16 protein-coding genes and 1 other RNA gene are annotated in these 19,128 nt (G+C 40.1%); 8 read left to right on the forward strand and 9 right to left on the reverse strand.

Translation table 11 applies throughout. From position 1 onward, the window contains the following. The first annotated feature begins 9 nt into the window (after nucleotides 1-9). From rimM to tyrA, 4 genes are all read left to right on the forward strand, one after another. Nucleotides 10-546 carry a ribosome maturation factor RimM gene (gene rimM, locus PVK79_RS06050; RefSeq protein WP_145237188.1) on the forward strand — a complete coding sequence of 179 codons (537 nt, stop codon included), beginning with the start codon at nucleotides 10-12 and terminating at the stop codon, nucleotides 544-546. Then, nucleotides 546-1,313 carry a tRNA (guanosine(37)-N1)-methyltransferase TrmD gene (gene trmD, locus PVK79_RS06055; RefSeq protein ID WP_145237185.1) on the forward strand — a complete coding sequence of 256 codons (768 nt, stop codon included), beginning with the start codon at nucleotides 546-548 and terminating at the stop codon, nucleotides 1,311-1,313. The genes rimM and trmD overlap by 1 nt, the downstream gene beginning before the upstream one ends. 33 nt (nucleotides 1,314-1,346) lie before the next feature. After that, on the forward strand, nucleotides 1,347-1,706 hold the full coding sequence (rplS, locus tag PVK79_RS06060) for a 50S ribosomal protein L19 (protein ID WP_002962189.1): 360 nt from the start codon (nucleotides 1,347-1,349) through the stop codon (nucleotides 1,704-1,706). A gap of 417 nt (nucleotides 1,707-2,123) precedes the next feature. Next, nucleotides 2,124-3,257, forward strand: coding sequence for a bifunctional chorismate mutase/prephenate dehydrogenase (tyrA, locus tag PVK79_RS06065; protein ID WP_145237181.1), 1,134 nt, complete (start codon nucleotides 2,124-2,126; stop codon nucleotides 3,255-3,257). A gap of 70 nt (nucleotides 3,258-3,327) precedes the next feature. Here the strand turns inward: tyrA and PVK79_RS06070 are convergent, their stop codons facing one another. After that, nucleotides 3,328-4,485: a chorismate mutase gene (locus tag PVK79_RS06070; protein ID WP_145237178.1), complete on the reverse strand. Its 1,158-nt coding sequence runs from the start codon at nucleotides 4,483-4,485 to the stop codon at nucleotides 3,328-3,330. Between the two features lie 360 nt (nucleotides 4,486-4,845). On the opposite strand from PVK79_RS06070, the gene PVK79_RS06075 reads away from it, so the two are divergent. Next, nucleotides 4,846-7,836, forward strand: a complete 2,991-nt coding sequence (locus PVK79_RS06075; RefSeq protein ID WP_145237174.1) for a bifunctional diguanylate cyclase/phosphodiesterase — start codon at nucleotides 4,846-4,848, stop codon at nucleotides 7,834-7,836. Between the two features lie 71 nt (nucleotides 7,837-7,907). Here PVK79_RS06075 and PVK79_RS06080 read toward each other — a convergent pair whose 3' ends face one another. Then, entirely contained in the window at nucleotides 7,908-9,107 is a 1,200-nt protein-coding gene (locus tag PVK79_RS06080) for an aromatic amino acid transport family protein (protein ID WP_145237171.1), read from the reverse strand. Nucleotides 9,108-9,494: 387 nt separating this feature from the next. On the opposite strand from PVK79_RS06080, the gene PVK79_RS06085 reads away from it, so the two are divergent. Next, on the forward strand, nucleotides 9,495-10,397 hold the full coding sequence (locus tag PVK79_RS06085) for a DMT family transporter (protein WP_145237168.1): 903 nt from the start codon (nucleotides 9,495-9,497) through the stop codon (nucleotides 10,395-10,397). A 40-nt stretch (nucleotides 10,398-10,437) separates the two neighbouring features. Here the strand turns inward: PVK79_RS06085 and PVK79_RS06090 are convergent, their stop codons facing one another. Then, nucleotides 10,438-11,316, reverse strand: coding sequence for a flagellar protein MotY (locus PVK79_RS06090; RefSeq protein WP_145237165.1), 879 nt, complete (start codon nucleotides 11,314-11,316; stop codon nucleotides 10,438-10,440). Nucleotides 11,317-11,533: 217 nt separating this feature from the next. Between PVK79_RS06090 and rnt the strand changes: the two genes are divergently transcribed. Then, entirely contained in the window at nucleotides 11,534-12,229 is a 696-nt protein-coding gene (gene rnt, locus PVK79_RS06095) for a ribonuclease T (RefSeq protein WP_257325496.1), read from the forward strand. On the opposite strand, the gene PVK79_RS06100 is transcribed toward rnt, so the two are convergent. Continuing rightward, complete coding sequence (locus PVK79_RS06100) at nucleotides 12,213-13,838, reverse strand: flagellar assembly protein A (RefSeq protein WP_145237159.1); 1,626 nt, start codon at nucleotides 13,836-13,838, stop codon at nucleotides 12,213-12,215. The two genes, rnt and PVK79_RS06100, sit on opposite strands and share 17 nt — an antisense overlap. Nucleotides 13,839-14,138: 300 nt before the next feature. On the opposite strand from PVK79_RS06100, the gene ssrA reads away from it, so the two are divergent. Next, nucleotides 14,139-14,495, forward strand: a transfer-messenger RNA (tmRNA) gene (gene ssrA / locus PVK79_RS06105). Nucleotides 14,496-14,990: 495 nt separating this feature from the next. Here ssrA and PVK79_RS06110 read toward each other — a convergent pair. The 5 genes from PVK79_RS06110 to PVK79_RS06130 form a co-directional block, all read right to left on the reverse strand. Beyond that, nucleotides 14,991-16,292: a zonular occludens toxin domain-containing protein gene (locus PVK79_RS06110; RefSeq protein WP_274804057.1), complete on the reverse strand. Its 1,302-nt coding sequence runs from the start codon at nucleotides 16,290-16,292 to the stop codon at nucleotides 14,991-14,993. Beyond that, complete coding sequence (locus PVK79_RS06115; RefSeq protein WP_274804058.1) at nucleotides 16,292-16,693, reverse strand: DUF2523 family protein; 402 nt, start codon at nucleotides 16,691-16,693, stop codon at nucleotides 16,292-16,294. The genes PVK79_RS06110 and PVK79_RS06115 overlap by 1 nt, the downstream gene beginning before the upstream one ends. Then, nucleotides 16,693-18,060, reverse strand: coding sequence for a hypothetical protein (locus PVK79_RS06120; RefSeq protein WP_274804059.1), 1,368 nt, complete (start codon nucleotides 18,058-18,060; stop codon nucleotides 16,693-16,695). The genes PVK79_RS06115 and PVK79_RS06120 overlap by 1 nt, the downstream gene beginning before the upstream one ends. Nucleotides 18,061-18,530: 470 nt before the next feature. Further along, nucleotides 18,531-18,755, reverse strand: a complete 225-nt coding sequence (locus PVK79_RS06125; protein WP_274804060.1) for a hypothetical protein — start codon at nucleotides 18,753-18,755, stop codon at nucleotides 18,531-18,533. 20 nt (nucleotides 18,756-18,775) lie between these two features. Beyond that, nucleotides 18,776-19,018 (reverse strand): hypothetical protein, encoded by a 243-nt coding sequence (locus tag PVK79_RS06130; RefSeq protein ID WP_274804061.1) that lies wholly within the window; start codon nucleotides 19,016-19,018, stop codon nucleotides 18,776-18,778. Nucleotides 19,019-19,128 lie beyond the last annotated feature (110 nt).

Genomic DNA, 19,128 nt, shown 5'->3' on the forward strand with positions numbered 1-19,128 from the left:
AGTGTAACCATGAGTCAAGAGAACACCTCATCAATAATTGTCGTAGGAAAGCTCGGTGCCCCATATGGTATAAAGGGCTGGCTTAAGGTACATTCATTTACTGATGATCCCATAGGGATCTTCGATTTCAGCCCGTGGTTGATAGGGCAGCAAGGTAAATGGCAGACCTTAGAAGTGGTCGACTGGCGTCGCCACAACAAAGGCTTTATCGCTAAATTTGCGCAAGTAAACGATCGAGACGAAGCAATGGCTTATACCCATGCAGAAATCTCAATGGATGCAGCGCAATTACCAGAACTCCCGCAAGGTGAGTTCTATTGGCGAGATCTCATTGGCATGTCTGTTGTAACCGATAAAGGTTATGACTTAGGCATAGTTGATGACCTGATGGAGACAGGCTCAAATGACGTATTGGTTGTGAAAGCAAACAATAAAGATGCATTTGGCCAAGCAGAGCGTTTAATTCCGTTTTTAACTGATTCAGTTATCAAAGAGATTAAGCACGATGTAAAAGAAATTACAGTAGACTGGGATCCTGGCTTTTAATGAGTCAAACGAGTTCGTTGTGGGTAGGGGTTATCAGCCTTTTCCCGGACATGTTTGATGCCATTACAACGCAAGGTGTAACTGGTCGAGCAGTAAAAAATGGTCTGATCGACTTTAACTGCTGGAACCCACGAGATTATGCTATTGATAAGCATAGGACCGTGGATGATCGTCCTTACGGGGGCGGTCCAGGTATGTTAATGATGGTTGAACCACTAAAGCAAGCCATTCTTGACGCCAAACAGGCGGCAGGCGATGGTGCAAAAGTAATTTATATGTCCCCGCAAGGGCGCAAATTAGATCAGCAAGGGGCAAGCGAACTCGCAAGCTCTAAAAAACTGATTTTAATTGCCGGTCGCTATGAAGGTATAGACGAGAGAATAATAGAATCATACGTTGACGAAGAATGGTCAATTGGTGATTTTATTTTGAGTGGTGGTGAACTACCAGCTATGACATTAATTGACGCAGTAGCGCGATTAGTGCCGGGCGTATTAGGACACAACCAGTCAGCAGAGCAAGACTCATTTTCGGATGGCTTGCTGGATTGTCCTCACTATACACGGCCAGAAACATTGGACGACAAACAGGTGCCTGCTGTATTACTCAGCGGAAACCACCAAGAGATAGCAAAATGGCGGCTGATGCAGTCATTAGGCAGAACTTGGTTACGCCGTCCTGACTTGTTGCATAACCTAGCTCTGACTGAGGAGCAAGCGGTATTACTCGCGAAATTTCAGCAAGAGTACCAAAAAGCTTGTGGCTAGAAGACAGTTACACCTAGGAAAGTGAGAAACATAATGGCAAAAGTAAACCAAAATATTATTAAAGCGCTTGAAGATGAGCAGCTTAAAACAGACGTACCTGCATTTGGCCCTGGTGATACAGTGGTTGTACAGGTAAAAGTAAAAGAAGGTGCTAAAGAGCGTCTACAGGCCTTTGAAGGTGTTGTAATCGCTAAGCGTAACCGTGGTCTTCACTCAGCATTCACAGTTCGTAAAATTTCGAACGGTGAAGGTGTTGAGCGTGTATTCCAAACGCACAGCCCTCTTATCGATAGCGTAGCAGTTAAGCGTCGCGGTGCAGTTCGCCGTGCGAAACTTTACTATCTACGTGAGCGTTCTGGTAAATCTGCACGTATTAGAGAAAAACTTAACTAATACGCGCTGTTTATCAACGCAAAAAAACGGGTTGCAACCTTCGGGCTGCAACCCGTTTTGGTTTTTAGAGATAGTAAGTTAGTTAGGGTAAAGTTATCGAATTAGAAGGCTAGTGAGGTTAAAGGGTAAAGTTAAAAGATTAAGATTGCTCAACGTTAAAGTGATCACCATAACTTGATTAGAGCACAGAGAGGTCCAGTAAAAAAATACCCATCCAAGAATTACTCATAAATCAAATACAACTCGGCCAACTTATAACTTATAACTTATGGCTTAGTGCTTAAAACTCAAATCCCATTCTTTTGCTTATTTAGCCTTTTAACAACTAAGCGATCCTGTTAGTATTTATCGTATTGATTAGTTTACTTTTATGTAAATTTAAATGTACGAAATTGCAGTTTCTAAGGTGGTAGTCGCGTGGCGGATATAAAAGAGTTAGATAAGTTAAGAGAGGGGATCGATGAATGTGATGCCCAGTTGGTTGCACTGCTGGCTAGACGTAATAGTATTACCGAGCAGATAGGCGCAATCAAACAACAAACGGGTGCGCCACTGCATGCGCCTGACCGTGAAGCTACTTTATTAGCTGCCCGTCGCCAAGAAGCGATTAACCAAGGTGTTAATCCTGAATTGGTGGAAGATATCCTACGCCGTATGATGCGCGAAGCTTACCAAAATCAACAGGCTAAATTAGCATGTAGCGCGCCACAGTTATCACCTATTGTGATTGTTGGTGGTCAAGGCGCTATGGGGCAATTGTTTGCTCAGCAATTTATCCGCTCAGGGTATGAAGTTAGAATACTCGACAAAGAACAGCAAAGTAACGCGCAAGAAATATTAGCGGGTGCAAAACTGGTGATGATCAGTGTGCCAATTAATGCCTTAGAAACAGTGGTCACTGCCTTACCTAAGCTCGATGATGATTGTTTATTAGTTGATATTACTTCAGTTAAGCAAGCACCGTTAAAAGTATTAAAAGCAGTGCATAGCGGTCCTGTAGTCGGTTTACATCCAATGTTTGGTCCTGATATTTCTCATTGGGTAAAGCAAACAGTGGTGGTTTGCGAAGGCCGTAACCATGAGATTGCCCAAGGTTTATTATCGCAACTGCAAGTGTGGGGCTGTCAACTTGTTGAACTCGATGCGCAAAAGCACGATGAAGCTATGCAAATTATTCAGGTTATGCGCCATTTAACCACCTTTGTATACGGCCAGTTTTTAGCAAAACAAGGTCATACCCTCGAAGAGCTCCGCAGTTGTTCGTCACCGATTTACCAATTAGAGTTGATGATGGTAGGGCGCTTATTCGCACAATCACCAGAGCTTTATTCTGACATCATGCTAGCGCAATTTGATAACGTAGAGCCATTACTTGCACAATACCAAGACACGTTTGCAAGTACCTTGGCCAAATTAAAAGCGGGTGATAAGGCCGCTTTAATTGATTCATTTGCGGATGCAAAAGCATATTTTTCAGATGCTACTGCGCATTTCTTAACGCAAAGTCGCAGCCTGTTAAACAAAGCCAATGATGCGAAAGTACTTGATTGATAACCGCTGTGTGAAAAGTAGATAATGAAAAAGGGCTAATTTTAGCCCTTTTTTATATTTTACTTAGCGCTTAACTTTCTATATTCACAGCTTGCAGCGATTCACTTTGGTAACAGCCCAGTACGCGTACATATTGGGTGTGCTCTTTTAGCTCTTCTAAGGCTTGTTTAACATGGTTATCAACCAGGTTTGCTTCTAAATCCACATAAAATACTTCTTCCCACGGGTTGCCTGGGACTGGGCGTGATTCTAGTTTTACTAAGTTGATATTGTGTTCTTTGAAAATCATCAATGCATCAGCCAAAGAACCTGCTTGTTGCTTGGTTGCCATAATTAAACTGGTTTTAGTCGGGATCTGTTTTGATACATAAAGAGGCTTACGGGCAACCACAATAAAACGGCTATGATTTTCACGTTGATTCGCAAGGCCTGATTTAATTACTTCTAAACCCACATTTTTACCCGCTTGAGCTGAACCAATTGCTGCGCTATTAGGGGTATCTAATGCTAATTGCAGAGCGCTTGAGGTTGAATCGCAGGTTTCATGTTGAATATCACCTAAGCCTTGTAAAAAGCGACTACATTGAGCGAATGGTTGCGGGTGAGCAAAAATCTTACTGATCTGACTAAGCTCAGTACCCGGTGTGACCAGTAAACAATGTTCAACACTGTGGGTTACTTCACCAACGATGGAGACTTGTGCGTGTTGCAGTAAATCAAACACTTCGTTAATACTGCCTGAGCTGGTGTTTTCAATGGGTAATAAGCCAAAATCTGCTTGACCATTTTCAACTTTACCAGTGATCTGCTCAAAGCTAGAGCAGCCCATTTCAACAAGTTTACCTGGGCGACGGCTAAAATATTTATGACAAGCAAGTTGGCTGTATGAACCCTGACCACCTAAATAAGCAACACGGTGTGTTTCACTCATAGCATCTGGGTTTAAGTTCTTCTGTAACATGGCTTGTTGATTAAGTACTGAATCTTCTAAAATTGTTTGGAAAACGTTATTCACATAATAAGCGTCCAAACCAAGAGACTTACCATAACCGATGAGTTTTTCTAACAAGGCAAGTTCACGGGCCTCATCACGTATCGGTTTATTATTAGCAATCTTATATTCTACAACGCCGTGGCTAATACGGCGACGTTTTGCTAATAGCACTAATAGGTCAGAATCAATTTCATTGATATCGTGTCTAAGTGAATTAAGTACATCATTAGTCATTTTTGGGTTCCTCATTCCAAAAAATTACCTTTTGGGTAATAAAAACAAAAAAGCCTCCCAATTGGGAGGCTTTGCTATTCGGTTGATTTAATCTCGCAAACAGGTAAGCCTCTTCTATCTAAAGAAGCTAAAAAACGAAAAATGTAATTGCGAAAATATTATATTCATACTCTTAATGTATGGAGAGTGGGCTATAAAGTCAACACTCTAGCGGGTTTTATCGCCGCCAAAGGATAGTTTATTTTTGATATGGGATTTTTTCAGTAATTTCAACGAAAAATTTATAAATCTAAATAGGGATCTGGTATATTTATTTAGGTGAATTTAAATAAAAATAATTATTAAAAATAAGGTTGTCCTGTGGTGTATAGACGCCCACCATCACGCTTTGGTGTAAATTCGTTGAGTATGAAGCTTTCGCTGTTAATTTCGGCAATTTGTTTAATTGCTGGGATCTGTGCGGCGGTGTTGATGCTAAAATCAGAAGAAAAACAATTGGTATTTGAAGAACATGAAGTTCTCAAGCATTCCAGCGAACGTCTGATCCGTCAGTTTAATACTCTGGTGAAAACCAAAATTAATATTGCGGAGCAAGCGAATAACGTCGTCTCTAGCCAATTATTCTATAATTCCTCGCAATTGCTCAGTAGCCAAAGTGCGCAGCTCAGCTTTGACCCCGATGGCAGTATTCGCAGCGCCTCTGATGATGGTTTATCTGCGGCTTTTATGCCACAAGATAAGTACTCACCTTTTTATAAAAAACTCATTAATGATTCTGAATCGTTATGGAAAATCGTAGCGCCTACCTTGATCCAAGATTTCTTTAACTTTTATTTAATCACCAAAGATAATTTTATCCGTATTGCGCCACCTAATTGGGCTCTGAATGTTCCAGGCTCTCATCAGTTTATTGATAATCAAAGTTTTAATTACGCTAAAGAAGCGCTTAATCCAACCCGTTCGGCTGTGTGGTCTAAAGTTTACTACGATAAAATTTGGCATAAATGGGTGGTGAGTTTACTGGTGCCAGTTTATCTTGAAAATGAATTTTTAGGTGTTACTGGCAGCGATTTAGCACTCGATACGCTTATTTCGCAATTACCGATCGGTGACAAGGAGCAGCACTTATTTGTTTTTGATAGCCAAGGGCAATTACTTGCTCATCCTGATCTGAATAAAAACCTTTACGAAACCTACGGTAAAGCAGGCAAACCATTACGTACTCATGATTTTGTTAATGGCGATCTACAAGAGCTGATCAATCAGACTATCAAAATGCATTTACCAGAATACGCAGACTCTTTTGTACAAGATGGTGAAACGCACATCATTAATATTCGTAAAGTTGATAATTTAGACTGGTATATAGGTATTTACAAAAAACGTTCATCAGCACTTTCAGCGCTTGAAGAGCTAAAGGTGAAGTTTTTTGGATTGTTTATTTTATATGCCATTTTAGTCGCACTGTTATTACATCAAGCACTTTACCAACTCGTTTTACGCCGTATTCATTCTTTAGTTTATGCGGTAACCAGTTTTGGCAAAGGGCACTTACAAATTGAATTTCCAAAAGAAAATAAAGACGAAATTGGTACTTTAAATGGTTCTTTTCGCGATATGGCGATTGAAATTCGTAAGCTTATTGATGGTCTGAATCAGCGTATTACAGAAAAAGAAATTGCCGAAAAAGCCGCTAACCGATTATCTAAAGCAGTTGCTTTCTCAGGCACGGGCGTAGTGATCACCGATCAAAACTTCGTGATTGAATACGTCAATCCAAAAATGTTAGAAATGACTGGGTTTGAAGAAAACCATTTTATGCAGTCACCGCTATTAAGCATTATCGCCAAAGAAATGGCTATTTTGGTTGATGACATTGATATCGATTTACGCAGCCGAAATTATTGGCGTGGCGATACTTTGATCCAAGGTTTAGATAAAAAGCCAATCTGGGTATCGCTCAGTATCTCACCAATTCGCGAAGACGGTGGCAGCATCACCAGTTATGTTGCCTCAGCACAGGATATTTCGTTTGTTAAAGAAAGCCAGCGAAAAATGGAGCAATTGGCTTATTTCGACACCTTAACAGGGCTGGCTAACCGTACTTTCTTTAGAATGCAATTACGTAAGTCAATGGCGCTTGCAGAGCGTGGCCATTATGCGTTTGCTTTATTCTATTTTGATTTAGATGAGTTTAAGCGTATTAACGACACACTTGGTCATGATGCCGGTGATCAGCTATTAGTTGAAGTTGCTAACCGTTTGAAAAAACGACTGCGTGCGGAAGATACAATTGCCCGTTTAGGTGGCGATGAGTTTGCAGTTTTACTTAGTGGTATTGAGCGTCAAGAGCATGCAATGGATGTTGCTAACACTATTCAAAAAACATTGAATGTGCCAATTATGCTTGGCAATAACGAGGTCATTATTAGTGCTAGTATTGGCATCACAATGGCGCCATACGATAGCCAAGAAGAAGACCAGTTATTAAAACACGCTGATTTAGCTATGTATGAGGCCAAAGCTAAAGGGCGCAATACTTATCACTTTTATAGTCAAGAACTTGATGCCGCTGCGAATGAGCGGCTGTTTATTGAAAATGAACTGCGCTTAGCAATCAAAGCTCGGCAATTTGTGATTTTTTATCAACCACAAGTTGATAGTCGCACGCAGCATGTGGTCGGTTATGAAGCCTTGATCCGCTGGTTCCACCCAACTGAAGGGATGATCCCACCTACCAAGTTTATCCCAATAGCTGAGGCAACAGGTTTAATAGTTGAGTTAGGTGCTTGGGTGCTACAAGAAGCGTGTGAGTTTGCAGCAAGATTAGCAGCGCAAGGGCGAGAAAATAATATTTCGATTAACCTCTCTGCTCGTCAGTTTAAAGATGCTAAGTTAGTGCCGTTGTTGGCATCGATTATTAAGAAAACCAAGGTGCCGGCTAAGCAGTTACACCTGGAATTAACCGAAAGCATGCTAATGGGGAATGTGGAAGCGGCAATTTCGCAATTACATCAGTTAAAAGCGCTTGGGGTGTCAATATCGATAGATGACTTTGGCACGGGTTATTCGTCATTGAGCTACTTAAAACGTTTTCCGGTTGATATTTTAAAAGTTGATCGCTCGTTTGTTAAAGATATACCGGATGATCCAAATGACATGGAGATCACTGCGGCAATTATAGCGATGGCACAAAAGCTAAAATTGAATGTGGTAGCCGAAGGCGTTGAGACTATAGAGCAAGTGGAGTTTTTACAAAACAATAACTGCTTTATAGTGCAAGGTTATTATTATAGCCCGCCTATAGCAGAGCAAGATTTGCCAAAGCTATTTGCAAAGCTTGATGATTGAGTTAAACACATGTTTAATCTAACTCAAGTTAGTTAAAATACCAAAAGGCACCATTTAGGTGCCTTTTTGCATTAACCTATCGCGGGGATTAAACCTGCCATCTGCAGCCCTTGGGCGCTGATAATAAGCACGCCGCAAAGCGCCGCTACTGCCAGACCAAAATTACCACCACGCACTGTATAGCCGCCTTTATCGCTGCTACGCTGCTTATAAACCATTGCTACGGGTAAAAACACTGCTAGTACGACTAAAGCGATAGCTGCATAGCCAAGCGCCATAATAAAACCTTGTGGGTAAAACAATGCAAATCCTAATGGCGGGATAAAAGTAATGAGGGCTGTTTTTATCCGATCTTTATTACCATCTCCTTTTTTAAAGGCATCAGCAAAGAAATCAAATAATCCTAGGCTCACCCCTAAAAATGATGTTGCCAGTGCTAAGTCTGCAAATAGGTTAACTGCAGTGGCAACAGCTGCGTTATTAGCGATACTGGCAATACTTGCCACAAAGCCTGGTAAGCCAGAGCTTTTTAGTAATTCAGCTTGACTCATCATACCTTGGCTGATCAACTGCCAAAAAATGTAAATAACCAGCGGTAAAGCTGCTCCGGCAATCATGACACGGCGTAAGGTTTTAATATCTAAACCAACATATTTAACGATCGATGGGATCGAACCATGAAAACCAAAAGAGGTAAATACCACCGGAATAGCTGATAAAATAAGGCCTTGTTCAATGGGCATTTCGAGTAAATGTTGGCCATGAACATACGGGGTTAACATATAAAATAAGCTCGCCAGTACCACAATTTTGATGCTAAATAACACTCGGTTTAGCTTATCGACCTTACTGGTGCCTAAGGTAACAACTGTGCCTATTACAATCGCTAGAATGATTGAACCTACTTGCGGAGCAATATCGAGGCTAAAGCCGTTATTTATTTTTTCTTGTAGTTGCGCACCACCACCTGCAATGTAAGCTGAGCAAAGCGCATAGAATAAAAACATCACCGAAAAATTAGCCAGATATTGGCCGCGTTTACCTAACCATGATTTTGCTAACGTATTTAGCGTGGCATCGCGATCAGCATGTTGATGTAATTCGAGCATTAATAATGCGGTATAAGTCATTAACGCCCATATTGAAATAATTAATGCTAATGCGGTTGTAAAGCCAAGTCCCGCAGAAGCGATTGGTAGCGCCAACATCCCTGCGCCGATAGTGGTACCTGCAACAATTAACATGCTGCCTATTGTTTTATTTTTAAGCACTTTTTGCCCCTAAAACATCGTGAGAGGCAGGCAAGATATAACTAGTTGGCACAAACTTAAATAGTTTTGTTACAAATCAAAGAAATTAAATGTAACTTATGATTTACAAGCCATCATTGTGAAGTCAGTTTTTGGTATAAAAACCACTCTAGCAGTTGACTTATTAACCAGTTCTGCTATTTCTATAAATTCAATTTATTATTAAGAATACTATTTACATGCAACAAGCTAACCGAGCCCTAACCATGCGCCCATGGCTGAATCTATCAGTTGTGCGCCCATTGCTGCGCTGCGGTTAAGTTGTTTTTTACTAACCGCGATTTCAAAGCGGTTAGTGCTGTATCTCCTTCCTCTTTGTTATCGCCACTTTGCTAAAAGGATCCGCTTGTGAGCGTTAAAGCATCATATTTTTTAATGGTCTTAATTTGGTCAACAACGCCTTTGGGAATTGTTTGGAGCAGTGAGTCTGTTACACCAACGCTCGCGGTATTGTTACGGATGTCGATAGGATTAGTGCTGGCTGCATTAGTTGTGGCGATTGCTAATATTCGTGTCCCTTGGCACCGTCGTGCGTGTTTTTTGTATGGTTATTCGAGTATCGGCATATATGGTGGCATGCTGTTGAGTTATATGGCAGCTAAAACAGTTCCATCAGGGCTGATATCATTAATGTTTGGTCTGGCACCAATTTTATCTGGTTTATTAGCACAGCGATTACTCAACGAGCCAAAATTCAGCGTTGTTAAACTAATTGCGTTAGCATTTGCGCTATTGGGGTTATTTTTGGTAAGTGAAAAACACATGCAAGGCTCATTGATGCAAATGCAGGGTTTAGCTTACGTATTTATGGCTGTGTGCTTTTTTAGTTTAAGTGGGGTGATGATCAAGCGAATAAAAATTGCTATTCATCCAATGGCGACCACATTTGGTGCATTAGTATTTGTTACGCCCTTATTTTTTATTACTTGGTGGTTGTTCGATGGTGAGCTCAATACGAGTACGTGGACAGTAAAATCACTGTGGTCAATTGTGTATTTGGGCGTGTTTGGCTCATTGGTTGGTTCGCTTGCTTATTTTCATGTGTTACAAAAATTACCAGCTAGTACCGTGGCGCTAACCACCTTGATCACACCAAGCTTTGCGATTGGCTTAGGGGGCTGGTTAAATAATGAAGCAATTGATCAACAATTACTTATTGGCGCTGCCATCATATTACTGAGCTTAGCGGTGTTTCAGTTTGGTGATGGTTGGTTGAAAAAAAGAGCCACGTTTAAAAAGCTTAACCCTTAACAACAGTCGTCATGTAGCTAAAAGGCATTACTTCTTTTAGCTACATTTTCTCAATTTGTATCACTAAGCGGCGGTTTTTATCGCGGCCCAAAATATTATCGTTAGTCGCTACGTGACGTTTTTCACCAAAGCCTTGCGTTTCAACTTTAGTTTCATCAATTCCTAGGCTCACCATATATTCTTTGATCGCTTGAGCTCGTTTTTTAGACAGCTCTAAGTTGTTCCAACGACCACCGTAGCTATCTGTGTATGAGTCAATCGAAATAGCCGCAATCGTCGTATCGTACTTTAAATACTCAGCAATTTTATCTAAACGTTGTTTTGATGATTTAGTAAGTTTACTGGTATTTGGTTGATAATTCATAATCGTGAAGGAAATATCTTCAAAGCTGTATGGCAGTAATTCATCGCGGCATTGTAAAAATGCCCAATAGGCTTGTTTAAAATTAATGTTCGATAAGCCAACGGCAATTTTATCGGCACTATTTTGCCAGTCTTGGTAATAAAAAGTAGGTTGGTAGCCTTTTTCAAGCTCGGTCAACATTTCCCATGCCGTTTTGTTACCCAGTTCGCCGTCAAATTTTCGTAGTAATTTCATGTCAGCAATATCACGTGCTGGTAAACCTGCTCGCCAGATTGGCGGGACTGCTTTTAAACCAGCAATACTGTAATTGTCAGGACGGACAACCATATCCAAGTTAAATAGCAGGTCTTTATTTTTGCTCGCGGTAGCGCTGAAAATAGCTTCGCCATAATATGGAACTTCATGATTTAATTGGCATTGTAAGCGAGTTGTTTTTACAACTTCCCATTGTGAGTTATCTGCCGTGGCTGTGTACTGGCGCATTGCAGCGCTGGCCGTATCTGAAAGGCATGCAGTTGCAATGCTTAGACTGATAAACAGCATTGAAAGCTTCATTACGGGATCTCCAACAATTTATTACGCCAATATCTTGGCAAAAGCTGCATTTACAGAGGCTAACAGTCATCAAGGTGTCGTTAGCTAGCTCTAGTTCTAGTTAAGTAAAGCAAGTTATATGCCTAAATGTAAGTGTTAATTTAATCTGTAAAGCGCTAGCCTAGCCACTATGATTTTTGACATAATAGCCAGCTTACTCTGGCAAACCAAGAATACTATGGCAAATACTGAACAAACTCTTTTCGCAAAACGCTTTCGTGGCTTTTTCCCGGTGGTTATTGATGTTGAAACTGCAGGCTTTAATAAAGTAACCGATGCACTGTTAGAAATTGCGGTGTCAGTATTAAAAATGGATGATGAAGGCCTACTCAGTATTGATCATACTGTGCATTTTCATGTTGAGCCATTTGAAGGCGCAAACATTGAACAAGCCGCTATTGATTTTAATGGTATTGATCCTTTCTCGCCATTACGTGGCGCAGTATCTGAAGAGGAAGCGATCAAAGAAATTTGTAAAGTGGTACGTAAAGCTCAAAAAGCTGCGGGTTGTCAACGTTCAGTCATAGTGGCTCATAATGCGGCGTTCGACCATGGTTTTTTAAATGCAGCAATAGAACGTAATAATATTAAGCGTACGCCATTTCATCCGTTTGTTAGTTTTGACACAACCTCATTAGCGGGTTTGGCACTTGGTCAAACGGTACTTGCTAAAGCATGTCGTGCAGCTGGCATTGAATTTGACAACAAACAGGCTCATTCAGCATTATATGACACCGAACGTACGGCAGAGCTATATTGTTTGATAGTTAATCGTTGGCAACAGCTGGGTGGCTGGCCTTTAGCTGCAGAAGTGCCGGAAGATACAGAGCAAGCTGGTGACAACGAAGACTCAGCCGTTAAAACGACTGAGTAATTTTACCTTCGCTCATTTTAACTAAGTGGGGCGGATAAATACGCGAAAAGTGTTTTGAATCTTTTGCGATTTTTAGCTCCACACCGGGATGCATTAACTCATTAATTTTTAAACGGCTAGTAGCTAAAAGCTGTGCTATTTTTTGTTTTACTAGGTGTTTTTTACGTTTGGTGTTGGCAATACGAATATTAATTTGTTGCTCGCTAGCACTAATTTTGTCTAAAAATAATTGTCGTTTTGCTGGTGCTGGAATTTTAACTGCTTTTTTACGTGCTTGCTTTAATGCTGCGGATTTAGTGGCTAACAGTTTTTCAAAATCGGCAATTTGCAATTGTTTTTGTCTCAAGTCATGCCAATACTGCGCGATGAAAACTCGGGTTTTTGTGCCCGATGGGGCACCTAGCTCTCCGGTTTCAATTCGCATGGCATCTAAAATATTGCCGCCAATAATTTTACCGCGCGGATTATTTGCTTTACCAACGCGGATCAACCGCCGAGCACTCAAGTCACAATGTAATGCTTGTCGTTCAATAAAGAGATCTTGTTCGCTATGAATATGGCAATACTGGGCATAGCCAATTGAAATAGTCCGAGCGGCTTTAATTTTGCAAGTAAACGCTTCGTCATTTTCACGCTTACGACCAATTGCACCGAGCATAATTGTGACCGCACTGGCACTTTCGATCTGGCCTGATTCAACAAATCCCAATACCGTGATATCACCACTGGCACGCACGTGCATACCATCTTTTATATCGCCACTGATAATTACGCTGCCGTCAAAATCAACATGACCGGTGCCAATATCAACATTATCAAAACACAACACGTCATCAACGCGCATGCCACGAGGGAGGGCGACAGGCACACCTTTACAATCTGCAATCAGTACATTGGGATTAGTTGGATCGAGTTTAGTGCCTTCAAATGGTTGTAATGGTAGATCTTTACCTGGTATGGCGGGCAGCACATCACCAAATACCGTATAACCATCTTCCCCAGGAGTTGCAGCAACACGCTGCATTAGAGGAGTGCCCGGTTTTACAGTGATGATCGCGCCTAAATTGCGCATATCGACCTTACCACCTTCTTTTGCTTGTGGACTCAATACACGATCTTGTGCTGTAGCGCACAAACGTACAAATTTAGCGTCGCTGCCTTCTTTTGGTCTACGACCATGAGCAACAATCGCTCTATAGGAAACACCCGCAGGCTTGTCAAATTGCTGACCTAAAAAATTGTCCAGAGCACGAGTGCTAATGCCATGTAATACGCCAGCATCAACCAGTGCTTCGCGAGCCTTGTCAATCGACATTAAGGCCCCACCTTTAGCAGTGGTTAATGTGGCTTCAGCGACCATATTTTTTTCATCAACCTGAATGAATATCGACGCATCGAGTGCACGAGCAACAATTAAAGAATCATCCTGATAGTTTTTGCTCGGTGAGAATAACTTACCAATATTTGCACTGACTATATCGAAATCAGCGAACGGGGACTGTTCGATTAACTCAATAAGTTGCGCGCTAGTCACTGGGAAACCACTATTTTTAGGGTGCTCAAGCAGTGACACAAAACCCGTTACAGGGTTATGTATAAACAACGACATTTATCGATTTCCTATGTAATATGCCTGTTTTTATTATTTTTATTTAGATGCTTTAATTTACATGCTGCTCGACTAAACCGTTTTTGGGTATTTTCAAACTAACACGCTGCTGAGCATAACCCCTAAGCAATGTTAAGTAAATGTTATTTTATTGTTTGGTGCAATGAAGAGGATTAACATATATTTGCATATTTAATCAGCAACGCCATAGCAATATAAAATAAAGCATAAAAGGGCCTTGAGTATCAGCGCGTTACTCGGTTATACTGGCTGCACACTCTGAATGAGTTTACTAATTCAGGGGCTGATTAGGATTCGACGGAATTCAAGAAGCCCAAGGTGCATGTCGAGGTGCGGTTTGCCTCGTTAAAAAGCCGCAATTTAAAGTAATCGCAAACGACGATAACTACTCTCTAGCAGCTTAGGCTGGCTAGCGCTCCTTCCATGTATTCTTGTGGACTGGATTTTGGAGTGTCACCCTAACACCTGATCGCGACGGAAACCCTGGCCGGGGTTGAAGCGCTAAAACTAAGCGGCCTCGCCTTTATTTACCGTGTTTGTCCGGGACTTAAAGGTTAATTAAATGACAATACTAAACATGTAGTACCGACGGTCGAGGCTTTTCGGACGGGGGTTCAAATCCCCCCAGCTCCACCACTTTAAAGTGATACAAAACAGCCAGTTAGAGCATTATGCTTTAACTGGCTTTTTTATTTCTATAGCACTTGTCCACTTAGTGCCCACATTGGTTTTATCAAAGTATTAAACATAAAGATCTAAGATAGGATTATTTTAAAAATAAGGCTCAATTAGGCTTTGTGTTTAAATTCCGCTCCCCCCCTATTAGTATATGGGGGGAGGGGTGTTTTTCTTGGCATCATCATTACTCGAAAATCCGTATTGGTTTATCAAGGGCGCAAGCGCGGGTACTGAGTGACTAAATAGCTGGTTAGCGCTTCGCTTGGATTCGGCCAGCAGACATTTAAGGAATAATAGCATTGGTGTGTGGCCTTTCATGAAACAAAGTTTCATCGGTTCGAATAAGCTAGCTGTTTGATTGTAATAATTAGTATGATTTATTAAGTGATGAGTTAAGTGCATGATATCAAGCCGCTACGCTCAGGCTTCGCTTGGCGGCTTGTTTTTGACTGTCTATAAAGATGAAAATAAAGAAGGTGTTTCTAAATCGTCATTTTCTTGCTTTGGTTGTTCATAAGGGTTTGGGCTGCATAGTGCACGATAAGCAATAGCACTATTTTTGATAAGAACATTACACGAACTAAAATATTGAATACTAAAACCCATACTAGCTAGCTCGTATGAGTCGATACTAAATACACCATATTTTTCAGTTATAAATTCAAAAATATATTCTCGATGTGTTCGGTCTGGCCGCTTCACTTCTTGTATACCAGTAACAAAAATATCAGTTGCACCGTACGGTAAATTTACAAAAACAGGCTCACTAATAGAAATCTGACTATTAACATTACGACTATTAGAACCAATATCTTTTTTAACACTTTCAAAGCTTTGATTAGTGGTGACTTGGTTAGTTTCCACACTTGTTTCAGCACTGGAAAAATACCATACCCAAAACAATAGGCACAAAAAGACAATAGTAACTGGAAAGGCAAAAATAGGACTGAATAAGAAATTCTTACCTTGTCCTTTTGTAATACCGCCGGTAGCGGTCGACTTGTAGCATTTGTGCACTTCGACTGGGATTTTTTTCCAAGTGAGGATTGTTCCTTTGGTTGGTGTTTTACCGTCAAGTTTTGGGTTGTGCTCAAATATTCTTGGCCGTCTGTAGTAGTAAGGGATTTTTGCGAGTCCGTCAAAATATTTGTGCGCATAGGCATACTGGCTGACGTTCCGAATGTATTTGTGGACGCTGGTAATGTCAGGCGTACAGACGATAATGTCCCAGTTGTATTTGCGGTGTCGCATGTAACACTCTTTGAGTGTTTTGGGGTAAATAATATGGCCATGTTCGTTAAATAACTCCTTTCCTAAATCGTCAGTATCACCACTAGTTAAGCTTTCAGGTTTAAAGTTTTCTAGTTGCTCATAATGGTATAAATACCAATGTTCGGGTATCAAATCTTTGTAATTATCAATGTGCTTATAGTTACAAGATTCTGGCTTGAACGTTGATTCAGTTGGGTAAACGTCTTGCACTTCATCTATTAAAACGAGTGCGCCAGTAGGCATCCAATGATACCAATTACGCCAAAGGTGCTGGCCTTCTTCATTTTGTGATGATAAACGCCAAAGTTGGGCAGTTTCAGGAAAGGTTTCTTGTAACTCAGTTTCAATTTCATCGAGCGGTAAAATACCCTCTATATTCGTAACGACTAAGCGGCCTTTTCTTAAAGCTGGAAGAACTTCAAACCAAGTAGCGCTAGCAGATTTAAAAGAACCTGGTGCACCATGAAAAATTGAGGAAGCCATTATAAAAACCTTAATACGTATCTAGCTACATATGCTTGAAGAACAATATTTACACCGTCTAAAATCCTTAAATCTACTAAAGCGCCTTTTACATCTTGAGGCAAAACACTTATAGCGCTTGCTAGTTTTGATGCGATTTGAAAGTTTTCCATGATGGCCTTAGCTGTAGTCCATGCTAATTTCATTGTTTGTATTTCCATGGTTATTCTAATTAACGTTACTTTTTCAACGATAAAAGCTAATGCCCTATCAAAAAAACTTGGTACATCATTATCAAAGAAATCCCAGAAATCAGTAATGTAATCACCAAATGATTTTGCTGCACCAGCTGCACCCTCGTAGGTATCAGCAAAAGTAAATAGAGGTAATAAAAAGAAAATTAATAAAATAAGGTTTTTCATTAGCCATTTCTCCCTAGCAATATATAAAGAGCGGTTAGTGTTGCAACAAGTAAAATTGCACCTGAAATAAGTTTAAAGAAGTCAGAAAAACGAGAAATACCCGTTTCGATTTCTACACCTTTAACAACTATTTTGTGCTCTTGGTAACCGCCAGCAATAGAAGTATCTAACGTAAAAAGACTAGAAGACTCTGATTTTATGGTTTCAATATATTCATTAAATTCAGTCTGTTTTTCTTCAATCTCAGTTTTTATTTGCTGTATATCTTCATCAGTAAAAATATCGTTTAAGCCGCCTTGCTTGCGAGTAGCTGAAAAAATAAAGCTCTCAGGTGCAGTATTTTTTTCTATTTTTTCAAGTAAGTTGTTGGCGTTGGCTTGACCTGTTTTTATATCAGTTAAAGTGTCATTATCTTCTAATGTGTTTTTTTTAATTGATGAAAGTAGTTCATTTGAGTTTTGAGTCTCTTTAGCTAAACGATCTAGGCGTTCATCATTTGATTCATATCCACTAATCATATTTTTGTTTATAGAATCTAAGTTTTTATTTACTTTGTTTAAAGCACCTATTGTATCGGGGCTTACAGTTGGGTCGGTATCTTCTGGCGGAGGCCTTGTATCTGGAGGCTCTGTTGGTTCAGGGTCTGGTTCTGGTTCTGGTTCAGGGTCTGGGGTAGGTTCAGGGTCTGGTGTGCACGGAACTGGTTCAATAGAGCCAAAAGAAACAGGAATATAATAACCTCCATTAACATCGGTTTTAATCTCACATTGACGACCATCTGAAACAGGAAAACATATGCTAGTTTGTCCAGAGCCTGTACCAAATACAAAAGGGTCTGAATCTGTAGGGGCTGGGCAATCAGGATCTAATTCTTGCTCTAGTTCATAACACCACATTTCATGGTTGTATTCAGTAGGGCCGTTAGGGTAGTTTGGGTCAGGGCATAAAAAAGATTCTGAGTCTTGCTGCCTATCAGATAGTTTACCTATAACTTCACTAGTCCATCGTTTTGGGTTTTCGGTGGATTCGGGGTCTAGAGGGGATGACTCAAAAGAACCTGAGCAAGTAACAAAATAATTACTACCATCATTAAGTAAATCTCTGTACTTACAGGTTGGTGCTGAGGTTGGCTGATATTGCGTAAAACCTTCCCGCACTGATGGAAAATAACCATAGACTAAGATCCCATCCTTTATTACAGCTTCACATTCTGAAAAATTATTTTCAGTTACCCTGAAAGTGCTATCTTCATAATCACACTCATAGGTATATATACCTTCATTGATTGCTGGAATTTTATCAACTGAGTAAGATTTGAAGCAAAAAAAAGCGCAATTAAGCGCTAGCATTTTAATTAATAGTTTCATTAATATTACCAACAGTGTGAAATGACGTTAATAAAGCTAAACTCCATTAGTAAGAACGTCATAAAAAACAAAAGAAAAAATACTAAGTGATATCAAAACCATAAAGTAAATAATGAAACTCATATAAGGTTTATTAAATCGCTCATGAGATTGTGAATTTTCACGGAGAATCAATCGTTTTTTATGACGTATAGCGTAATCATCAAGTTCTTTTTGAATGAAATCTTCATTTGAGTCAGTCATATATATATTCCAAGTTTTTTTTAACAAACATAAAAGCAGACACAATTCGTATAAAAGCAACCATGATGCAAATAAGTTGGTATTTAATTGTTAGTCAAAACAGTGTGAAATGACGTTAGGATATGGCGGTTTTACCCGCCATTGTTAACTAGCTCTTACACCGCTTGAAAAGCCCTCTACAAAGCACCAAACAAGAAAGCAAGCAAGGCCAATTGAAGTAACCACTGTTAACGGTTGAACTGGCGAATAATCATGCCAATAGCAAAGCCAACGGCTGCAACAGTAATTACACCTGTAATAATTGCCGTGTAGTTAGTTGTTCCATCAGCAACAGCAGCATTAATTGTTTCAGTATGATCAGCAGCAAAAGCGGATGCAGAACCAAGAGTAGAAGTTAGCAAAAGGCCTGCTTTTGCACGTTTTGTAGCTAAGATGTTTTTAAGTTTTTTCATGTTGATATTCCTTATAGGAGTTAAGTTTTGCCCATTACTCGGACTACACGACCGATACAATGAGCAGTTATAAAAGCGACTAAAGCCGCTGTGTTTATTAGGCCAAAGGTGGCCAAGTCAAAAGCAAACAATTCATTCAGAACGTTTACTAATCCGTGTTGCTGAATTTGTTCAAACTCAGCATGTGTAACAATCACAAAATCACAAACACCGTTAGAAATTTTTAGTGTTTGGTCTGGTTGGATAGCGACACATTGAGACACTACTTATTAACCTTTAGGTTTTTATATTCTTCATTTCTTAAATCTAATTTATGCTGTTTAAGTAGAGCATCAAGCTCTATATGTGAAATGATCAAAGAATAATTAGAATT

Source organism: Pseudoalteromonas rhizosphaerae (assembly GCF_028885455.1).
In the GTDB taxonomy this organism is placed as follows: Bacteria; Pseudomonadota; Gammaproteobacteria; order Enterobacterales; family Alteromonadaceae; genus Pseudoalteromonas; species Pseudoalteromonas rhizosphaerae.